The following is a 19555-nucleotide window of genomic DNA, read 5'->3' as shown; positions in this document are numbered from 1 at the left end:
AAACGAGCCCGCAGCTCCCCCCCCCCAAAGCTATCTCCCACTTTTTTGACGCCGATGTAATACCGTCCGCCACACCACGACGCGCCCACTTAGAGCCCCATGGTCAATACTCTATTTCTACCCGAACTGCGTGAAATGCTTGCCGAATCGAACGATTCGGATCTTGCAGAGTTCTGCACGGCACTCCATCCGGTCCGCACGGCTGAGTTCATGGAGGGGCTGACAGCCAACGAGGCGTGGCAGGTCTTGCAGCACGCCGACGTGGCGCTGCGAGCGGAGATTTTCAGTTATCTGGAGGAAGAGCGTCAGCTAGAGATCCTTGAACAAGAGGATCCGCAGCGGCTTGCCGACTTGGTCGCCGAGATGCCTTCGGACGATCGGGTCGACCTGATCCACGAACTGGAGGACGAGCGGGCCAACGAGATCCTGCCGCTGTTGCCCGAGGCCGAACGCCGCGACATCATGCGGCTGAAGAGCCACGCCGAAGAGACCGCCGGCGCGCTGATGACGACCGATTTCGTTCGGCTCTCCGCCTCGCTGACCGTTCGCGAGGCGTTGGACGACCTGAGCCGTCAGGCCGCGGATCACGAGACGATCTATTATCTGTACGTCGTCGACGAAGATCACCAATTGCGTGGGGTGGTTTCGGGGCGTCAGTTGATCGCGGCGATGGGAAAGCCCAACACCACGATGGGCGAACTGATGGACACCGATATCGTCACGGTGCAGATCGACGAAGATCAAGAATCGGTCGCCGAAAAGGTCGAACGCTACAACCTGTTGGCGATTCCCGTGGTCGACGAGGGCCGCGTGCTGATGGGGATCATCACCCACGATGACGTGATCGATGTGTTGCGCGACGAATTGACCGAAGACGTTCAAAGGATCGCGGCGGTCGCTCCGCTGGATGAAGGTTACCTGCGAGAGAACATCCTCACGCTGACCTGGAAGCGAGGCATCTGGCTGACCGTCCTCTTTTTCGCCGCGATGTTGACGATGCTTCTGCTGAGGCACTATGACGTCGAGCTGGAAAAATTCATCTGGTTGGCCTGGTTCATTCCGTTGGTGATCAGTAGCGGTGGGAACACGGGCAGCCAATCGGCGACGCTGGTGATCACGGCGCTGACCAGTGGCGACGTGAAAGTTGGAGACTGGCGGACCGTCGCGCGCCGCGAAGTCATGATGGGCGTGCTGTTAGGAGGTTCGCTGGGAACGATCGGATATATCTTTGCGTTGTTTGTCGCCCCCAGCGCGTACGCCGCGATCACGATCCCGATCACCGTGCTGTTGGTGATCAGCAGCGGAGCGATCGCCGGCGGCCTGCTGCCGCTGCTGTTCAAACGCTTGGAGCTCGATCCCGCTTTGATGAGCAATCCGTTTGTCGCGGGGATCGTCGACATTTTAGGGATCATGATCTACATCAACGTCGCCCGCATCGTGCTAAGTGGCGTCGCGGAATAACGACTAGTGCTTCATCCACATTTGAATTTGAGGTAGTGGACGAGGTCACGAGTCCTCTCGCGCCAGAGATTGTTGGGACTCGTGACCTCGTCCACTACCATCAGTCCTAAAATCAAAGTTTGACAAACCACTAGCCACTGCCGCCATGATCATCGAGCGACGTAGCGGATATCGTCGAGATAAAACGTCACGGGTTTCCCTTGCCCCGCCAGCGACCAACCGAATCCAGTTTTGATCCGAGCCAGATCGCGCCCCTCCAACGGAATGCGGATCTGCTGCCACTGGCCGGTCAACCGAACATCTTTCCGTTCCACCTTGGCGGTGTCGCGATAGGGCTGGTCCCCATCGATCGCTCCCAGGACAAAGTTCACCACCTCGCCCCCTGCAGCTCCGCGAACCCAAAACTGCAATTCTCCCGCGGCGGATAAATCGAAACCGCCGGGCTGCGATCCGGTCCAATCTCCCGGCGGCGATTGCCATAAAACACCTCCCCAATCGTCGGCCGCCGTGTACTCGACTTGCAGACATGTTGGCCCCGAGTGCGGATTGTCGCGGCTGTCCAAAGTCATTTTGACAGCCGCCGTGTTCCCCATGAATCCCGATGCCGCGTAGGGCTCGGTTTCCATCGCGTCACCGTAAACGATCAACGGAAGCTTGGGCTTGGGCGACGCAATCGCGATCATCGGCGCATCGACGCGCAGCGGGATGTTGGCAACAGCGGCTCCACCTTTGTTGTCGCGAACATAAGCGAACAATCGATAGCCACCGCCTGCATCGGGAACCGTTAGGACCGCTTGTCGAGAGTCCCCCACGACCGCATCGCTCAGCGCAATCTCTTCGGCTTGCCAATCGCCGCCGACGCCGACCGTTCCCGAATCGTGTCGCAGGATCCATTTGGTTATGAGCGGGTCGGATTCGGGATCGCTGGCAACCAGCGTCGCCCGAATTTTGTCCCCCGGCTTCAGCCCATCGGTCTGTTCCAGCGAGAGGCGATCGATTTGAGGGCATCGGTTTTCGGGCGGCTTGCCCGTCCACGCCTCGGTCATCGCATCGACAGCGGCCAACCGCGATCCGTCGGGTAACAACATCCCGAACCATGTCGCCGTCGTCTCCTGTTTGTCACCCCACAAAAAGGCATACGAGCCGAGGCAGAGTCTCGATCTCTGCCGAGCCGCTTCGCGGAAGCCGACAGCGTATTGAGCCGCCTTGGCGGTGCTGGTCGCTTCGATCGCCGAACCCCACGGCGTCTTTTCGACTTCCCACGGACCATGCGGCCCATGTTCGGTGACGATATAAGGTTTGCTGCCTCCGGCGGCGCGATACCGTTGATCCAGCGACGCGATCCCGCCATAAGAATTAACGCCGATGATGTCGATGTTGGGGCAGTAGCGTTCGATCTGCCCGACCTTGTCCCGCCCCAGTTCGGCGATCACGGTCATCGTCGGATGCGCCGGATCGATCTGTTTGCAAACTCGGGCGATGTGGTCGACGGCGTACCAGATCGCTGGATTGTTACCGTCTCCCTCCATCTCGTTGCCGATTCCCCACATCAAGACCGCCGGATGGTCCTTGTATTTTGTGATCGCATCGACACAGGTCTGCAATTGAGCCGCAACCTCCGCTTCGCTCTGATAGTTGAAACCATGTCGCGGATGTCCCAACCACAATCCAACGCAGACACTCAAGTTGTTTTTGTGAGCGGTGTCGAGCAATTGAGCGAGATTTTCAGTCGACCAGGTGCGGATCGAATTCCCGCCAGCCGCCGACAAGCGATCCAAGTGCTGCGTCCCGCCGACGCCGCGAACGACGTAGTCCTTGCCACCGCGCAACAGGCGAAATCCGTCGGTCTGATCGTGGTGAGGGGTTACAGGAACTTGAGCTGCCGCATCCCCGATCGCGATGAACGCCAACAGCGTCGCCAAAACGAGAGCTTGCAATTTCGATCGTTCTGCGAACATGAGAGACCTCGTTTAGGACCGTGGAAAGATCGGATCAAAGGATCTGCTGCCAGGGGAACTCCAGCTGATCGATCGCTTCGATCGGCGACGATGTGGCCAGCGTCGCCGACCACCGCGATGAAGGAGGACAGCGATGCAGCAACCACCGCGAAGCGCCCGACCTTTCATTGGCGACAGCAAAACGGAGACTCGGGTCGATTTCGATCTGCAGCGGACTGAGATAAAAGCCGTAGCCCGTCGCTTTGAGAACTGCTTCTTTAGCAGTCCAGTGATCGAACCACAGGGAGTCATTGGCGTCGAGCAAACGCTGCCGTTCGGTCTCGGTGTAAACCTGGCGGTCGATCCCCGGCCGCGACTTCATCTCGCGGATCGCTTCGATGTCGACGCCCAACGGATTTTGGGAACCGACCGCCAACAGCGCGATGTCTTCGGTGTGCGACAGATTAAAGAAGAGCGACGGGGCGAGCTGCATCGCGGCGAAGTCGACGATCGGCCGGCCCATCTTCTCCACCGCCAGGACGACTTCGGCGGCCGGCCGTTCCAGGTAGCTGCCGAGAATAAATCGCATCGCCACGTGCGCCGCGGCGTACCGCAATCGCAGCGGTTGCGAAACGAAGCGACTCGCTTTGGCAAACTCCTCGTCCGACAAAACCTCTCGAGCCAGCAGATCGTTCTCGGGGACCAGGCAATCGGGAAACGGGCCTCCGCTTGGCTCCAGATCGATCCGCCACAGATGGACGATGTTCGGCGACAGAGGAGGAGACGTAAACATCCAAGCCAATCGGTTATCGGTTCGTGAAGCGGAGAAGCGGAGGATCTGCCAGGGGACTTGCCCGCCCCTCCAGCGACAGTAATTTTCACTTCGACTAGTCTAATTCAGCCGCTGCAACGACGCAGCCACTGCACCGCCTAGACACCGCAAGGCCGCAGAGATCGGGAAAAGCGTATTTGTCCATCTCGCAAGCCCCGCAGCGGTTGCTCCGACAAAGACAAATTTGATATCGTTAACCGACACGAGGCCTGTTGCCCGAACATTCTAACCAACTTACCTATCCAAGGCAGTCTTTCATGGCAGACCAGAAGTCCGCACTCATTACCGGGATCACCGGCCAAGATGGTTCTTATCTGGCTGAATTGCTGCTCGACAAGGGCTACCTCGTACACGGACTGGTACGCCGAAGCAGCACTTTTGGCACCGAGCGTATCGACCACATCTACCAGGATTTGCACGCCAACCCGACGCTGATGTTGCACTACGGCGACCTGACCGACGGCCAGGCGTTGACCAACTTGGTGCTCGATATCAAGCCCGACGAGATCTACAACCTGGGCGCTCAAAGCCACGTGCGGGTCTCGTTCGACCAACCGGTCTATACCTTGCACACCGTCGGCGTAGGAGCGCTCAACGTTCTCGAAGCCGCTCGCCAACTGCAGAAAATCAAAGAGGTCCGCGTCTACCAAGCGTCCAGTTCGGAAATGTACGGTGATGTACTGCAGACACCGCAGACCGAAACGACGCCATTCAACCCACAGAGCCCTTATGCCTGTGCGAAGGTTTACGCGTTCCACCAAACCGTCAACTATCGCGAAAGCTACGGCATGTTCGCTTGCAACGGGATCCTGTTCAATCATGAATCGGAACGCCGCGGCGAGACATTTGTAACCCGTAAGATCACCCGCGCCGCGACACGGATCAAAGCGGGTCTGCAGAAGAAACTGTACCTTGGAAACCTGGACGCCAAACGCGACTGGGGCTACGCCAAGGATTACGTCGAAGGGATGTGGCGGATCCTGCAGCACAGCGAACCGGACGACTTCGTGCTGGCGACTGGCGAAACTCAATCGGTGCGTGAATTCCTTCGCTTGGTCTTCGAGCAACTGGAACTCAACTGGGAGGATTACGTGGAGATCGATCCGCGTTACTTCCGACCAGCCGAAGTCGAATTGCTGCTGGGCGATCCCTCCAAAGCGAAGGAAAAGCTGGGCTGGACCGCGTCGACCGACCTCCGCGAACTGGCTCGCATCATGGTCGAACACGACCTCGAACTGGCGCAGCGCGAAGCTCACGCCAAGACGTTTGTCGCTGGCGACGCCTAGAAACCAGCGTCCCCGCTGGGAACGGCGGGGAAATGAATCGCTGCGGCGATCCGGAACCTGCTAGCGAGTCGACCGAGGCTGGCTAGCAGACTTCTTGTTAGAAGCGACTAAATCCGCCCAGCGGTTGCGGCGGGCGTTTACCGCCATGCACCTCGAGCGACCTTTGTGTTATGCTGCCGATGTGAAGCCCCTCAAATTTTACCGGTAAGGTAAATGTAGGCGGCTGGCGGTTCAGGCGATGGCTGCACCGAGGCTGTCTATCTTCCTACAATTTTCCCTTCGACCGCCACGATGCTTTCCGAAGGGGCACGACTCAGGAGTTCAAACGAATGTCACAAGCTGAAATGACCAGAGAAGCTTACAAAGTCAAAGATATTTCGCTGGCCGAATTTGGTCGCAAAGAGATCATGCTGGCCGAAAACGAAATGCCAGGCTTGATGGCATTGCGCGAAAAGTACGGCAAAGCGAAGCCTCTGGCTGGCGCTCGCATCGCTGGCTGCTTGCACATGACGATCCAAACCGCCGTTTTGATCGAGACCCTGGTCGAACTGGGCGCCGACGTAACTTGGAGCTCGTGCAACATCTTCAGCACCCAAGACCATGCCGCTGCCGCGATCGCTGCCGCTGGCATCCCGGTCTACGCTTGGAAGGGAATGACCGAAGAGGAATTCAATTGGTGCATCGAACAAACGCTGACTTTCCCAAGCGGTGAAAAACTGAACATGATCTTGGACGATGGCGGTGACTTGACCGCGATGGTTCACGAACGCTTCCCCGAACTGCTGGACGACATCCGCGGTATCAGCGAAGAGACGACCGCCGGTATCCACCGCCTGCAAGTCCTCGAGAAGAAGGGCCTGTTGAAGGTTCCTGCGATCAACGTCAACGACTCGGCGACCAAGAGCAAGTTCGACAACCTGTATGGCTGCCGCGAATCGCTGGCTGACGGCGTGAAGCGAGCCACCGACATCATGTTGGCGGGCAAAGTTGCTGTCGTCGCTGGTTACGGTGACGTCGGAAAGGGCTGTGCTCACAGCCTGCAACGCTACGGTTGCCGCGTGATCGTCACCGAAATCGATCCGATCAACGCGCTGCAAGCTGCGATGGAAGGCTTCGAAGTCACCACGATGGACAACGCCGCCAAAGAAGGCAACCTGTTCGTCACCACCACCGGCAACAAGGACATCATCCTGGGCGAGCACATGGCTGCGATGCCCAACGATGCAATCGTCTGCAACATCGGTCACTTCGACACCGAAATCGACATCGCGTGGTTGGAGCGTGAAGTCGCTGCGGGCAAGGTCACCAAGCTGAACATCAAACCAGCTGACATCGGTGCCGTCGATCGCTACACCTTCGCCGACGGCCACTCGGTCATCGTTCTGGCTCAAGGCCGCCTGGTTAACTTGGGCTGTGCGACCGGACACCCAAGCTTTGTGATGAGCACCTCGTTCACCAACCAATGCTTGGCTCAGATGGAACTGTGGTCGAACACCGATCAATACGAAGTCAAAACCGTCTTGCTGCCGAAGCGTTTGGACGAAGAAGTCGCTCGCTTGCACTTGGACAAGCTGGGCGTGAAGCTGACGACGCTGACCGAAGACCAAGCGGAATACATGGGCGTGCCAGTTGAAGGCCCTTACAAGCCCGACCACTACCGCTATTAATCGACTGCGAGCGGGGACCTGCGAACGCCTTCTTTTGGGGGCGTTTCCGACGCCCGATCCAGCGTTAACCAAATGACGACACGGCCGCGCGTTGCAAAACGCGTGGCCGTTGTTTTTATAGCCTCCGCGATCCCGCCGCCCGAACGATTTGGCTCCCGCTGCCGTAGAAGCTTCCAAAGTCAATCTGGGCCGACGTGAAATCTTAGCCAGCTGCGATTGACTTCTCAGCCGGCACGTTGATACTAAAAAGAAGCTTCATTCACTCCGAGACCTGTCCGTTGCATTCCCCACGCGCTCGATTATCGACGCTGCTGCTGTACTTCCTGCTATTTGCAGGTGGGCCGGGAATGCATTACGCCCCGATCTTTGGGCTGCACGGTCACGGCGATTGCTCGCACGCCAACTGTCCAACGGAAAAGTCCGTCTGTCACGACGGATGTTGTCACGAGGCGGCACCGACCGATTCGGTTGCCGGTGTTGCGACAGACTGCGATGGAGCTTGTGCCCTTTGCGATTTCTATTCGCACGCCAATCCAACGATCGCCTCACCGCAGCGGCTTGCTGCGGACGACGCGATCGCACTGGCTGGCCCTACAACATCCGTAGGGTATCCCAACGAAAACGTTGCTTCTTATTCACCGCGCGGACCGCCGCGCGTCTAGGTATCGCTAGCGATGCTAACGCATCCGCTGGAAGTCTGTCTGCGCGATAGCCTCCGTTTAGATCCCCCAAAGATCTGCTGCGCGCCGCTGCTCGATCGCCCCAGGAAACCGAATTTGGTTCCTGCGATCCGAGTTCATCCGAATACCTATTATCTCATTCATTGATAAGAAGCCATTGATGTTGTCCTCAAAACACGCACGCCCTCGCGGCGGCTTTACGCTGGTTGAACTGTTGGTCGTGATCGCGATCATCGGAATCCTGGTCGCCTTGTTGCTCCCCGCCGTGCAAGCCGCCCGCGCCGCCGCACGACGAACCCAGTGCAAAAACAACTGCAAACAAATCGGCCTGGCACTTCACAACTACCACGATTCGTTCCGCCAGTTCCCCGCCGGATGGATCAGCTACCAAGGCGAGTTCGAACCGGGTTGGGGCTGGGCTGCCGCGATCCTGCCGTTCGCCGAACAGAACAACGTCTATGAGCAGATCGACTTCCGATTGCCGATCGAAGACAGCGTCCACGATGCGGTTCGCGAAACGGTCCTTTCGATGTACATCTGCCCTAGCGACATCGCCCCGGACCAGTTCTTGATTGCCGAAGGCTCCGGCGGACACGTCCACTCGCACAGCGCCAGCGTCGTCGCTCCAACCTCGTATGCGATGAGCAGCGCGATTGTTGAAAGCGTCGATCACGACGGGCCCCACCTGTTCACCGTATCGAAGTCGAACTACGTCGGCGTTTTCGGGTCGTTTGAGATTCACGACAATCCCTATCGCGGCGACGGTGCGTTTTTCGCCGACAGCCGCTTGCGTTTCCGCGACTTCGTCGATGGCACCAGCAGCACGATGATGGTTGGCGAACGCTTCGGGCGCCTGGGAAGTGCGATCTGGCACGGCGTCATCCCCGAGGCTGCCGAGCCCGAAGCACGTGTCGTTGGCGTAACCGACCACTCGCCGAATTCGGATCACATGCACTTCGAAGACTTCAGCAGCGAACATGTCACCGGAGCTCACTTCACTCTGGCCGACGGTTCGGTCCGAATGATCAGCGACACGATCGACCTGGACGTTTACCGCGCGCTGTCGACTCGCCAAGGTGGCGAACCGATCCAGAACGCCAGCTTCTAACAAGCTGCTTCCATCCCGGCGCCGCTCGAAAACCAACGGCGTCGGGAAACGCTACAGCTGCGACACCGATCGCGCTGCCGGGCGAATAGTTAAGACTTTACTGGCCTCGCCGGCGTAAACGCTTTGGCGAATGCCGAGACCAGCAACCAAGTGATCAAGAAATAGATCAACAGCCCCGTCGTCGCCCACCACAGCGGCGAGTCTTTGGGGACGACCTGCAAAACCATCTCGGCGACCGGGTGATGGATCACGTAAGCGATCAAAGCGTTCTGGCCAAAGAGCGTAAACAGCCCCACGCGCAGCGAGCCCAGATCACAGGCGAGCACAAAAAACGCGTAGACCACACAGGTCATTCCGATTGAAAACCAGATGAAGCTTTGCGTGACAACACGCTTGTCCATCATCCAGTAGTTCAGCTTTCGCTGCTCGGTTCCCGGCGGCTCCACAAACGGAGCTTCCGCCAATAGCGATCCCCACGACCGACCTTCCAGGTTCGCCCACGGCGGGACGACCGGCGACGCGGCAAACCTTTCGTCTTTGTCGCTGACCACCGGAACCGCATTCGTTTCGCGGACATCATAAAGCGTCGTCAGGCAAGAAGCGGCATAGCCCAGCCCGATCAAGACGGCTCCGCTGACAAGCAGCACGCCGACGGCGCGGCGGATCGATTGAGTCGACATCAGGTCGTAGACCAACGAACCGGCCAGCATCACCACGCTCCAGCTGATCAAGCCAAAGCAACCGCCGTCCCACGCGCGGCGCCCCGTTGTTCCCATCCATTCATCAAACCCGTTTGGTTGGCCATAGACGAACCAATAATTGAACCATCCCGACAACGCGATGTGCGCGATCGACAGTCCGATCGCGATCGCCAATCGCACCCGCGGCGAGCACTCGATCACCGGTAACAGCAGCAGTTGCGTGACGCCGATGATCGCCAGCACCTCCCACAAATCCGCTTTGATCAGTTCGGCAATAAACTTGTGCACCGCCGCCGAATCGACGTCTGCCCACGTTTTGAAACTGCCGCCCAATCCGTACAGCACCAACGACAGTAGCACCAATCCGAGCGAACGACGCAGCATGCCGATCCACGTCGCCCGGCGGCCCGCTTTGGCAACCTTCTTGATCACCGACAGCCGATAGGAAAACCCGCAGGCGAACAGGAAACCGGGCATAATCGAATCGGCCCAGCTGAAGTGCGTGTTATTGTGCTTGAGCACTTGGTGCGTGATCGACAGTCCGCCCAAAAAATTGACGACAAACATTCCCGCGACGGCATAGCCACGGAACTGGTCCATCGAAACAACGCGAGTCGACCGAGCCCCGGTCGCCACCGGATCTACCGTGGCTGAAGACATCGAATGCACCTGACGAGAGAAGAGAAAAGAAGCAAGGCAAACGCGAATCCGAGAAAGCTACAGCCGCAGAAAGATCTTCTGCTTCTCCAAACTGCGGACAAACGTCCACGTGATCAGAAAAAACAGCAGCAGTCCCGATGCGACATACCAGCCGGGCGAGTCTCTGGGAATAAACGGCTTGACCGCCATCCCGACCATTTCGTGCAACACATACGCCGCCAACGCATTGGTTCCAAACGTCTGGAAGAACGACCAACGCAGCGTGAACAGATCGCACGCGATGTAGAACAGCAGATAAACCAGCACCGAAACTCCAGCGCAGAACGTGACGTACGACAGCGTCCCGCCGCGTTGGCTCATCATCCAGTAGTTCCATTTGCGATGCGACTGGTCGGGCGGCGCCACAAACGGCGGCTCGGCTAGCCGGTCGCTCCACGATTTCGCATCCCACCAACGATGAAACTGTGCAGCGGTTGGCAGCACCGGATCGTCCGCCAATTTGGAATCGCTCGCCGAGATCGGCAGTGTCGGCGTCACGTCGTACATTCGCGTTCCACACGACATCGCATAACCGAGCAGGATTAAACCGCAGCCCCAGCTGGCCAGACGCAGCAGCGGAGCGCGGCCAGCTGCCGCCATGACAGCGTCGCAAACCAATGTCCCCATCACGGTCGGAACCGACCAAGTCAAGAAGCCCAACGGCCCGCCATCGATTCCGTTGGGGCTGGTGTTCACCCAAGCGTAGTTGAACCAATACGAAAGCAGCACGTGCGCGATCGCACTGCCCACCATCCACAAGCACCGGACACGCGCGGTGGCGGCGATCACCGGCAGGATCCACAGCGAAGTCACCGCGATATGCATCAGCGTTTGAAACCAGTTCCGCTTCAGCAGTTCCGGCAGGATTCCCGCCGGTCCCAACGCGACCAATTCTTCCCAGGTGCTCGCCGGGGGCGAGACGTTGTAGATCACGATCGAGACGAGCATCAACCCCAACAATCGCCGCACCATCCGCCAGTTGGCCGCCGCGGCGCCATCGCGTTGCACTCGCCGACCAAACGTCAATCGAAAGGCAAACCCAACCGCAAACAAAAACTGCGGCATGATCGTGTCGGCATAACTGCAGTAGTCGTGGTGGTGCTTCAACACCGCTGGCGAGACGGAAAAGCTGGCCAGGAAATTGACTAACAACATGCCGACAACGGTGTAGCCGCGGAACTGATCCAACGACACGATCCGCTTGCGTGCTTCCGATCCTTCGGCGGCAGCGGGAGTGGTTTTAATAGCTGCCGTCATGGGTACGTTTTTCGCCCGGTAAGGGAATGTCGCTTGCCGGGGCAAGACGTGGATGGTTCGGCTGGACGCGGCAGCGCGATTGCGAATGCGACCCCGCCAGCGGAGTCGCCGGACCACGGGGGTGGTTTGCTGCGGAGCCTATTATTGCGCGGTGGCGGCTGCGGTTTCAATCTCTTTGATCGCCGCTTGTGCATCGGTGCGAACTTTATCGTCCGACGTCTGCTGGACCGCTTTCTGCAGCTCCGGAATCGCATCCTTCGCAAACGCTCCCATCCGCCCCAGTTCGCGGGCGGCTTGAGCGTTCTTCTTTTCGCTATTCTTGCGATGCAGCATCTCGATCAAATACTCCATCTTCTGATCGTCGCTCTTGGCCATCTGCCCCGGCGCCTGAGGCTCGGTCGCCGTCGGCTCAGGATCTCCACCACACCCAACGATACCAAAGCCCGCAAAGACAAAGGCACTCAACAAAACAACTCGCAACATGAATAGATCTCCTCGATAAGATGCCGCAACCGCACGCGGCGGCAGCGTTCCGCTGGCGATTGCGCAGCGGCCTTCCTGAATTTTTGTAGCCAACATAAATGGCGAGCTTTAAAACTCGCCAAAGAAGCCGACGGCGCGTCCCGCCGGCTCAAATAACGGAAAAGCAATCGACGGCATCCGCATGGACAACGCTGTTCGCCCCAAGACAAAGGCCGCCGCATACGTCGGTCGATGCGGCGGTCGCTTGTCCAAGTTCATCCAACGCAGTGCCGAGTGATTGGCTCTAGAGTCCGTTGACGACTTCGCCGCCGCCGATCGTCGAACTGCCGCGATAGATCGTCATGTCGATCGTCTCGCTGACGAACCGCACAGCTCCATCGGCCAACAGGAACATCCCTCCACCAGGATGCTGGCTACGGAAGTTCGATGTGCTGTTGAGGCCGCCGTTGGCACTGCTGCGAGCATCGCGTTGCTGCGATTTGCGGTCGCCCGCCAAAGCCATATAGCTGTCGGTGACAGGCCATTTGTTCAAGCGTTCCATCGTGCAACCAAACGCGTTGGTTCCCAGCACGCTCGGCAGATCCTCATCTCCCGGCTGGCCGACTAACCAGCCAAAGTTGGCTTCGAATCGCTGACCTCCGAAGTTCGGATCGGTGCAGTTAACCCCGCGGCACAGCGGCCAACTGGATCCGCCCGCCGCTTCGCCCATCGCAAACGTGTTGCTTGTTCCGTCGGTGACCTCCGCGATCCGGACCTTTGTTCCGCGATTGAACATCCCTTTTTCGGAAGCCGGAATCGGGCCGTTCAAATAGCCTTTCTTCGATCCGCGCTGCGGACGCCCATCGGCACCGAGGATGAATCCGGGAGCTTGCTGATCGTCGCGATCCCAATCGACGGCCCAAGCGTCGTTGACGCCTTTGCAAAACGCGTAATGCATCGCACCAAAGGATGGCACGCCGATGCCCGGCGAATGGATTTCATCTCCCGCAGGCCCCCATTGAGCGACCGGGTTAGTCGGTCCGTTAGTCGCCGAAGGACAGATCGCCGTCTCCAACACCACCGTTTCGATGTCCGAACTAGCGGCCGCGTCGTACCAGTCTTCGTTGACGCCAGGTGCGTCTTGCAACGCCGTCTGTTCCATGAACGGCAGCAACGCAATCGTCGCATGCGTTTGCACATACATGTATCCATCGCCAGCCGCCCGCGGCACGTCGCCCATCGGGAACGCCCTGTAAACATCGTGGAACGTGTGCATCGCGATCCCAAACTGCTTCATGTTGTTGGTGCACTGCATCCGACGCGCGGCTTCGCGAGCCGCTTGAACCGCTGGCAATAACAATCCAACAAGAATGCCGATGATCGCAATAACGACCAACAACTCGACAAGCGTGAAGCCTGTCTTTCGAATACGCGGACCTTGGACACTAGACATGTCATGACTCCGAATCGATAGATTGATAGAAAAGTTGTCAAGCGAGCGCTTGCAATGAATGTCGACGCGACGCAGAAAGCGACGTGCTCGACATCTCAACGCTGATTAGATTCGATAACACTCTTCAGTCAAGAGATTTCTCTCCGCAGAAGTTTTAATTCTGCGCAAAGCGATGCCCCGAAGTGATGCTGCCATGCTCCGACGGCGACAGTCTGCAGTCAGAAGAACCGCGCACAACCCAACATCTCAATCAACAGGAACCACTACCGCCAGACACCAAAGGTGGGGACGGGTGTTTGCTAGAAATCCAGCAAATCGCGGGAGAGCCACCAGGATCGACAGCCTTCAAGCGGTTCCCACGGTACCGCGACCAGCGGCGGTAATCAGACAGCGCCGCTCTCCAGCTGCCGCCCAACATCGCGCGGCCAACGGAGCGCACCGGTGGGCAAAAAAAATTTTCCCGAGCAGACAATCTTCATCTCATCTACCCATTCCGACGACGATTTCAGCTGCGTCCGGTGTCGGTTCGACGACGCTTCGAGCGCAGACCAACACTGCCGCCTTACATCGGCAGCACATCTTCGTCGACCTGCGGCAGATCCTCGAGACTGCCCAATCCGAATAAGTTCAGGAAACGCTGCGTCGGATAATATTTGGGGACCGCGCGCCCCTCTCCTTCGGCTTTCTCTCGCGTGACGTCCAACAAGCGTCGCCGGACCAATTGATTCAACAGCGGACCACAATCGCGGCCGCGTTGATTGGAGAGATCGGGAGCCGAGATGCCGGGCTGGTAGGCGACCAAGGCCAGAATTTCCAACGCCACCTGCGACAGCCGCGCCTCGCGAACTTTGCCGTAAAAGACGCGGCGAACCGCATCGACCTCGGGCGACAATAACATCCGGTAGCCCCCCTGTTCCTTGTCGATCCGCATCGCGTGCCCATCCTCGCGATAGATCGCGTTGAGCGATTCGATGATCGATTCGACCTCCTTGGGACTCACATCGCGCATCACGCGAGCGAGTTCTTTGGCGGTCAACGGCTTGTTTTCGGGGTGCCCGATGAACAACGCGGCTTCGACGATCCCCTCGGGCGTCGGCGGTTCGATCAGCTGCTCGTCGATCGGATCGATTTCAGCCGCTGCCTCCTCCTCCACCGCTTCGGTGTCGGCCTCTTCCGCAGGCGGCGGTTCGGGTATCAGCCCAGCTTCGACCATCGCCTCGGCATAAGCGGCGCCGAGATCGTCCAACGAAAAATCGTCTTCCGCTTCGTCTTCCGCTTCGTCGTCTGCTTCGTCGTCTGCTTCGTCGTCTGCTTCGTCGTCTGCTTCGTCGTCTGCTTCGTCGTCTGCTTCGTCGTCTGCTTCGTCGTCTGCTTCGTCGTCTGCTTCGTCGTCTGCTTCGTCTTCCGCTTCGTCTTCTGCTTCGTCTTCCTCGAATTCGTCTAGCTCATCGACGAGTTCGTCGTCGACCTTGGCTTTACCTTCTTGATCCTCGTCGGCAGTGTTGTCGTCATCCATGATTGATCACACTTTAAGCGGGGCTAGATTGGAACGAAGATCGTCGGCGGCGACATCGCGCCGCGCAGACTTTGCACGCTGGCGTGCCGAAGCTAGAAGCTGAAAAGTTGAAAGGATTAAAACCATTCTTGTGTTGTCGGCTTCAGCACAATTTCCGGCACATGGGCTCGCGGCGGCAGCGAGGCGATCGAGACCATCAGTGCACCGAAGTCCTCGGGTTGCAAGATCGAATCGCGATGCTCTTGGCTGACCGGATTGGGGCGTTTGTCCAACAGCGGCGTGTTGACTTCGCCCGGATAGACGTTCGTGATCCGCACGCCCTCGTCGCGGACTTCGTTCGACGCCGCGGTTCCCATCGCAGTCATGGCGAACTTGCTGGCACAGTAGGCGATCCCGCCGAGCTGGATCGCGCGCTTGCCGGCGATGCTGGAGATGTTGATGATCAGTCCATCGCGGCGAGCTCGCATCGCGGGCAAAACCGCATTCATCACGTTGTACCCGCCGGTCGCATTGATCGCCAAAACCTGGTCCCACTGCTCGGGCTGCATCTGCGCCATCGAACGGGTCGCGACATTGATCCCCGCCGCGTTGCAGACGATATCGACAGGGCCGATCGTTTCGGCAACCCAAGCGAACAGCGAGTCGACGCTCTCGCGATCGGCGACATCAGCCGAACGGACAGCGATCGGGTGGGGCGAAGCGACCGAATCAGCAAATGTTTGCAACGTTTCGATCCGACGTCCGGCGATCACCACGCGGCAGCCCGCTTCGGCAAACCCGCGAGCGATCCCCGCGCCAATCCCCGTCCCGCCACCGACGACGACGGCAATCTTATCCTTCAAAACACTCATCCTGTCGAATCCCTGTTCCCGATGTACGAATTTACACAAAACCAGCGAATCCGCTGGCGCGAGCTTCCATTGTTGACAACGTCCTCAATATAGCGACTGTTGAGATCGCGAATACCGACGATCGCCAACAGCGAACCGGCTCAGCGGGGGCTCATCGAGTGCCAAACGTTTCCGCGGCAGGCGGTCGCCCCGCCGCGAGGTCCAGGGCAAATCAGCGGTTGCAAGTTGAGGCATCCGCTGGCATGCGTTAGCATCCGGTTCGCTGGGACAACGCCGCGTTAACGCGTGCCGGCTAATTTGCCTAATCATAAACACTTCACAGCACTGGCCGCAGGGTGCTCTGGATTGACAGAGAAACCATTGGGGGCGTACATTAACACGTTTTTCCTCGACCAAATTGAATGCGACGATGGCCACCCGTCGGCGTCGTCAACGTTCCGGCGCGAAGGAGCCAGTGTGGATCAGGCAATTGCCAAAGCGGACACCTTAATCGAAGCGATGGGCTGGATCCGTCAATTCCGAGGTAAGACGACCGTCATCAAGCTCGGCGGCAGCTTGTTGGACGATACCGAAGCGCTCCATCACATCCTGTTGGACGTGATCTTTATGGAGACCGTCGGGATGCGCCCCGTGATCGTGCACGGCGGCGGCAAGGCGATCAATCGTGCGCTGGCCGCCGAGGGAATCGAACCGGTCTTTATTAAAGGACGCCGCGTCACCGATCCCGCCACGCTGCAGATCGTCCGCAAGGTGCTTGCCGGCGAAACCAACACGATGATCACGCAGGAAGTCGAACGGATGGGAGGTCGGGCGATGAACCTGAGCTTCGATACGACCTGCGTTTTGCGAGGCAAAAAGCTGCAACTCGAAGGCGAAGCCGATCTCGGCGCCGTCGGTTACGTCACCGATGTCGACCGCCACGTGATCGAGAGCCTCTCTTATACCAACCAGGTCCCCGTGATCCCTTCGATGTGCGAGGGCCCCGACGGCAATCCGCTGAACGTCAATGCCGACACCGCGGCGATGGCTGTCGCCCAGGCGTTGGGGGCTGAGAAGTTGATCTTCTTGAGCGACGTCAACGGCGTCCGAATGGACAAAGACGATCCCAGCACCACGATCCGCTCGCTGACCAGCGACGAAGCGAAAGACCTGATCGCGTCGGGCGTGATCGAAGCCGGAATGATCCCGAAAGTCGAAGCCTGTCTCGAGACGCTCGACCGCGGCGTCGGCAAAGTCCACATCGTCGACGGCAAGCTGCGACATTCCCTGTTGCTGGAAATCTATACGACCAGCGGCATCGGGACCGAGATTGTCAAGCAACGGATGCCGGTTCAATAACGTCGCGGGACAATTTCGGCGAACCCGCCGCGTCCCCTTGTCCTCTTTATCGCTTTCCCTATTTTCCGAGCGTGGAGCATCGTCCTTTGAGTGATTACTTGTCGTCGTCCGACACCGTGGAATTGTTCGATCAATATGTGATCCCCAACTACGTTCGCTACCCAGTGAATTTGGTCCGCGGCGAGGGGTCGAAGGTCTGGGACAGCGAAGGTAAAGAGTATCTGGACCTGTTCCCGGGTTGGGGCTGCAACCTGTTGGGCCACTGCCCGCCGCGGATCGTCGAAGCGGTCCAAAAGCAGGTAGCCGAACTGATCCACGTCCCCAACACCTGGTACATGCAACAGCAGGGCCAATGGGCTCAGATGTTGAGCGAGCGGAGCTTTGGCGGCCAAGCGTTTTTCTGCAACAGCGGTGCCGAAGCGAACGAAGCGGCGATCAAACTGGCGCGGCTGCACACGCCCGCGGAACGCTACAAGATCATCACCTTCACCGGCGGATTCCACGGCCGAACTCTTGGCGCCCTGACCGCTACCGCCCAACCAAAGTATCACGAAGGCTTGGGCCCGTTGGTCGCCGGGTTCACCTATTGCCCGTTTGGCGATCTAGCAGCGGTTCGCGAAGCGGTTGGCGATCAAACCTGTGCGATCATGCTGGAACCGATCCAAGGAGAAGGTGGCGTTCAACTTCCGCCCGACGGATTCCTGCAAGGGCTGCGAGAGTTGGCCGACGAGCACGGCCTGGTGCTAATTTTTGATGAAGTTCAAACCGGATGCGGCCGGACCGGCGAGTGGTTTGGGCACCAATATTTTGGCGTCGAACCCGACATCATGACGCTCGCCAAATCGCTCTGCGGCGGCATCGCCGGCGGGGCAATGATGGCGCGACCAGAGATCGCCGCCAGCCTGAAACCAGGCACGCATGCGTCGACGTTTGGCGGTAATCCGATCGCGGCAGCCGCGGGAATTGCGGCGATCGAAACGATCGAAGCCGAGGGGCTGTTGGATCATGCGAAGCAATTGAGTCAATTGATCGAAGAGAAGGCCAACGCATTGGTCGATCAGTTTGAATTCGTACGCCAAGTCCGCGTTGCCGGGTTGATGATCGGTATCGAACTGGATATCGAAGGCGCACCGATCGTCGCTCAATGCATGAAACAGGGTCTGTTGATCAATTGCACCCAAGGTAACATCTTGCGTTTGCTGCCCGCGATGAATCTAGAACTCTCCGATGCGGAGCGTGGTCTGGATATGATCGCCGAAGCCTTGCAAGCGGTTGGTCGCGAATCGATCGAAGCCTAATTATCCGTCCGATTATCTGATTTTAAGGATCCGAAGATGCGTCACCTACGCACGCTATTTGATCTCTCGCCGGCCGAAGTCAAACAAATCCTGGCGACCGCGCTGACCCTGAAAACGCGACTGGCCGAAGGCGACCGGACGCCGATTTTGCCAGGCCGTGTGCTTGGGCTGCTGTTCGAAAAACCGAGCCTGCGGACCCGCGTTAGCTTTGAAGCCGGGATGGCGCAGCTGGGCGGATCGAGCCTGTTCCTCGGTTCGGATGTCGGATGGAACACGCGTGAAACGGCAAGCGACTTCACGCGCGTGATCGGCCAGTATTTGGACGTCGTCGTCTGCCGAGCCAAGGCTCACGACCGCGTCGAAGAACTGGCTCAGTTTAATGCGTTGTCGGTCGTCAACGGGCTGACCGATTTGTCGCATCCGTGCCAAGCTTTGGCCGACATGCTGACGGTCCTCGAGACGTTTGGCACATGTTCGGGCAAACACATCGTCTTTGTCGGCGACGGCAACAACGTCGCCCGCAGCCTGGCATTGATCTGCGCGATGCTGGACGCTCGCTTCACCTTGGCCTGCCCCGCCGGATACGAGATCGACGCGCCGTGGCTGGAGCGGATTCGCAGCGAATATCCCGACGCTCAGATCCAACAGGTTCGCGACCCGATGCCAGCGGTCGCTGATGCCGACGCGATCTACACCGACGTCTGGACCAGCATGGGACAAGAAGCCGAACGCGCCGAACGCGTCAAGATCTTCCAAGACTACCAAGTCAACGAAGCCCTGCAGGCGGCCGCTCCCAAGGAATGTCAGATCCTGCACTGCCTGCCAGCCGTTCGCGGCGAAGAAATCACCGATGGCGTGATCGAAAGCCCGCAGAGTGCGATCGTGCAACAAGCAGGCAACCGCATGCACGCTCAAAAGGCGCTGCTGGTCTGGCTGCTGGAACCGAACTGGATCGCGGAAAACGTTAAATAACCGCTTGGTGAATGCGAAACAGCGGCTGTCGAACAGC

Annotated in this window: 16 protein-coding genes; 8 read left to right on the top strand and 8 right to left on the bottom strand. The window is 58.7% G+C overall.

What is annotated here, in order from left to right; genetic code table 11:
• The first annotated feature begins 99 nt into the window (after window positions 1-99).
• The gene (gene mgtE / locus CA51_RS10540) at window positions 100-1461 is read left to right on the top strand and encodes a magnesium transporter (protein ID WP_145120343.1); all 1362 of its coding nucleotides are present in this window, start codon (window positions 100-102) and stop codon (window positions 1459-1461) included.
• A 149-nt stretch (window positions 1462-1610) separates the two neighbouring features.
• On the opposite strand, the gene CA51_RS10535 is transcribed toward mgtE, so the two are convergent.
• Together CA51_RS10535 and CA51_RS10530 are read right to left on the bottom strand one after the other, a co-directional pair.
• Window positions 1611-3419, bottom strand: coding sequence for a glycoside hydrolase family 2 TIM barrel-domain containing protein (locus CA51_RS10535; protein ID WP_145120341.1), 1809 nt, complete (start codon window positions 3417-3419; stop codon window positions 1611-1613).
• A 34-nt stretch (window positions 3420-3453) separates the two neighbouring features.
• Window positions 3454-4191, bottom strand: coding sequence for a 4'-phosphopantetheinyl transferase family protein (locus CA51_RS10530; protein ID WP_145120339.1), 738 nt, complete (start codon window positions 4189-4191; stop codon window positions 3454-3456).
• A 296-nt stretch (window positions 4192-4487) separates the two neighbouring features.
• On the opposite strand from CA51_RS10530, the gene gmd reads away from it, so the two are divergent.
• From gmd to CA51_RS10510, 4 genes are all read left to right on the top strand, one after another.
• On the top strand, window positions 4488-5516 hold the full coding sequence (gmd, locus tag CA51_RS10525) for a GDP-mannose 4,6-dehydratase (RefSeq protein WP_145120337.1): 1029 nt from the start codon (window positions 4488-4490) through the stop codon (window positions 5514-5516).
• Between the two features lie 329 nt (window positions 5517-5845).
• Entirely contained in the window at window positions 5846-7183 is a 1338-nt protein-coding gene (gene ahcY / locus CA51_RS10520) for an adenosylhomocysteinase (protein ID WP_145120335.1), read from the top strand.
• 278 nt (window positions 7184-7461) lie between these two features.
• Window positions 7462-7845 carry a hypothetical protein gene (locus CA51_RS10515; protein WP_145120333.1) on the top strand — a complete coding sequence of 128 codons (384 nt, stop codon included), beginning with the start codon at window positions 7462-7464 and terminating at the stop codon, window positions 7843-7845.
• Window positions 7846-8023: 178 nt separating this feature from the next.
• Window positions 8024-8971 carry a DUF1559 domain-containing protein gene (locus tag CA51_RS10510; RefSeq protein WP_145120331.1) on the top strand — a complete coding sequence of 316 codons (948 nt, stop codon included), beginning with the start codon at window positions 8024-8026 and terminating at the stop codon, window positions 8969-8971.
• Between the two features lie 89 nt (window positions 8972-9060).
• Here CA51_RS10510 and CA51_RS10505 read toward each other — a convergent pair whose 3' ends face one another.
• From CA51_RS10505 to CA51_RS10480, 6 genes are all read right to left on the bottom strand, one after another.
• Complete coding sequence (locus CA51_RS10505) at window positions 9061-10332, bottom strand: heparan-alpha-glucosaminide N-acetyltransferase domain-containing protein (protein ID WP_145120329.1); 1272 nt, start codon at window positions 10330-10332, stop codon at window positions 9061-9063.
• Between the two features lie 57 nt (window positions 10333-10389).
• Window positions 10390-11628, bottom strand: coding sequence for a heparan-alpha-glucosaminide N-acetyltransferase domain-containing protein (locus CA51_RS10500; RefSeq protein ID WP_145120327.1), 1239 nt, complete (start codon window positions 11626-11628; stop codon window positions 10390-10392).
• 141 nt (window positions 11629-11769) lie between these two features.
• Window positions 11770-12111 carry a HEAT repeat domain-containing protein gene (locus CA51_RS10495; RefSeq protein ID WP_145120325.1) on the bottom strand — a complete coding sequence of 114 codons (342 nt, stop codon included), beginning with the start codon at window positions 12109-12111 and terminating at the stop codon, window positions 11770-11772.
• A 283-nt stretch (window positions 12112-12394) separates the two neighbouring features.
• On the bottom strand, window positions 12395-13543 hold the full coding sequence (locus CA51_RS10490) for a DUF1559 family PulG-like putative transporter (protein WP_145120323.1): 1149 nt from the start codon (window positions 13541-13543) through the stop codon (window positions 12395-12397).
• A 562-nt stretch (window positions 13544-14105) separates the two neighbouring features.
• On the bottom strand, window positions 14106-15059 hold the full coding sequence (gene scpB / locus CA51_RS10485; RefSeq protein WP_145120321.1) for an SMC-Scp complex subunit ScpB: 954 nt from the start codon (window positions 15057-15059) through the stop codon (window positions 14106-14108).
• Between the two features lie 116 nt (window positions 15060-15175).
• Window positions 15176-15910 carry an SDR family oxidoreductase gene (locus tag CA51_RS10480; RefSeq protein ID WP_145120319.1) on the bottom strand — a complete coding sequence of 245 codons (735 nt, stop codon included), beginning with the start codon at window positions 15908-15910 and terminating at the stop codon, window positions 15176-15178.
• Window positions 15911-16366: 456 nt separating this feature from the next.
• Here CA51_RS10480 and argB point away from each other — a divergent pair, with 456 nt between their 5' ends.
• The 3 genes from argB (at window position 16367) to argF (ending at window position 19518) form a co-directional block, all read left to right on the top strand.
• A complete protein-coding gene (argB, locus tag CA51_RS10475; protein ID WP_145120317.1) occupies window positions 16367-17248 on the top strand; it encodes an acetylglutamate kinase in 882 nt (293 codons plus the stop codon).
• Window positions 17249-17334: 86 nt separating this feature from the next.
• Window positions 17335-18546 (top strand): aspartate aminotransferase family protein, encoded by a 1212-nt coding sequence (locus CA51_RS10470; protein ID WP_231746108.1) that lies wholly within the window; start codon window positions 17335-17337, stop codon window positions 18544-18546.
• Window positions 18547-18582: 36 nt separating this feature from the next.
• Window positions 18583-19518 (top strand): ornithine carbamoyltransferase, encoded by a 936-nt coding sequence (argF, locus tag CA51_RS10465; RefSeq protein WP_145120315.1) that lies wholly within the window; start codon window positions 18583-18585, stop codon window positions 19516-19518.
• Window positions 19519-19555 lie beyond the last annotated feature (37 nt).

Origin of the sequence: Rosistilla oblonga (genome assembly GCF_007751715.1) — a bacterium.
Taxonomy (GTDB): Bacteria; Planctomycetota; Planctomycetia; order Pirellulales; family Pirellulaceae; genus Rosistilla; species Rosistilla oblonga.
The sequence above is the reverse complement of the archived record's forward strand: the minus strand, read 5'-3'. Positions and strand labels throughout refer to the sequence as shown.